Source organism: Gilliamella sp. wkB18 (assembly GCF_001690875.1).
Lineage (GTDB): Bacteria > Pseudomonadota > Gammaproteobacteria > Enterobacterales > Orbaceae > Gilliamella > Gilliamella apicola_A.
The window spans coordinates 1-1,567 of the sequence record NZ_LZHM01000078.1 but is presented as its reverse complement, the minus strand read 5'-3'; the positions used below and the strand labels follow the sequence as shown (position 1 = coordinate 1,567).

2 protein-coding genes are annotated in these 1,567 nt (G+C 38.4%); both read right to left on the bottom strand.

The annotated features are described in order from the left end of the window. The coding region (locus tag A9G48_RS08375) for a hypothetical protein (RefSeq protein ID WP_141672988.1) at positions 1 to 256 on the bottom strand (256 nt) is incomplete at its 3' end. Between the two features lie 44 nt (positions 257 to 300). Then, positions 301 to 1,398: a DUF6708 domain-containing protein gene (locus tag A9G48_RS08370; RefSeq protein ID WP_065576068.1), complete on the bottom strand. Its 1,098-nt coding sequence runs from the start codon at positions 1,396 to 1,398 to the stop codon at positions 301 to 303. Positions 1,399 to 1,567 lie beyond the last annotated feature (169 nt).

The following is a 1,567-nucleotide window of genomic DNA, read 5'->3' as shown; positions in this document are numbered from 1 at the left end:
AAAAAATAAGTAAACTAATCCAAGTCAAAATCCCCCGAAAATTTTCAAACATGCCGCCACGGATCTCTAAATAGCGATCGTTATAGGCGTAGTAAGGTCCTATTGGTCTGGGGTTATTACTGACGGATTCTTGAGTGTAGTTTTTTTGGACTTCTTTTAGCGTCATATCGCCACTGGTATAGCCCATTTTTAATTTTTTGCGGGTTTCGGCTTTTATGGCGCTACCAAACCACAATAAAAATTCACCAACGTACATCGATTTTATATCCTGTTGTTATTGTTTTAAAACGTGTTTTTATATTATGAATTTCCATAATCAACTAACTTTCCTGTTTTTTCGTCACGCACGCTCCATTCCAAACGGCTATCTAATAGGGCTTGTTGTACTTTAGGGGGGTAGTCCGCTAAGGTGGTTTCCTTCGGGATCGGTTTGCCTGCTTTACCGGCTTGGCGTATAACTTTTGGCCATCGCGGTTGCCAACACAGGCATTCCGAAATAAAGTACCCCACCGTGTAAAACGGTAATAAAATTAAAAATACAGGAATAAGCAGTAAATATACCCATGCAGTTGGTGCATTTTTAGCAGCATGGATCATGGGCTTTACATGTCCTTCAAAACCATGAAAGGGCATGGGTAAATGGGTGCTTAGGCGTGGTTTTGGCAAGTTTTCGGGTCCGTGCTCCATATACCGGCGGATAAATTCCCATTCGTCTTTATAGTCTTGAGGGTTATAGGTGTTTTTGCCAATGCCGACGGATTGAGCAACCGGAAAGCCAGTTTTATAAGGGTGAAAAGTAAACAAGTTAACGACATTAGTCCCCCCCATATCCGAGCCGGTTTCGCCAAAGTTGGACGGCATAATATGTTCCCATTTAAATACCACCGTGCCACCGCAATATTTAGGGCGCTGAATATATACTTGCTTTGTAATTCGATTAAACCGTACCCGAATATGACGGATGGTAAACAGCTCAAAACGATAAATATAGCGGAAATAGCGAATCAATAAGTAGGATAAAATTACAGTAATAATTATGTATATTGTTATAAAAAATATCCCAGATATAATACCGTCATCTTCATAATTATATATATTTAAAGCTATTTCAAATCCTAAATTCCAGCTAACATAAGGAATCAAAAAAATAAGTAAACTAATCCAAGTCAAAATCCCCCGAAAATTTTCAAACATGCCGCCACGGATCTCTAAATAGCGATCGTTATAGGCGTAGTAAGGTCCTATTGGTCTGGGGTTATTGCTGACGGATTCTTGAGTGTAGTTTTTTTGGACTTCTTTTAGCGTCATATCGCCACTGGTATAGCCCATTTTTAATTTTTTGCGAGTTTCGGCTTTTATGGCGCTACCAAACCACAATAAAAATTCACCAACGTACATCGATTTTATATCCTGTTGTTATTGTTTTAAATATTATTTTAAATATTGTTTTAAAACGTGTTTTTATATTATGAATTTCCATAATCAACTAACTTTCCTGTTTTTTCGTCACGCACGCTCCATTCCAAACGGCTATCTAATAGGGCTTGTTGTACTTTAGGGGGGTAGT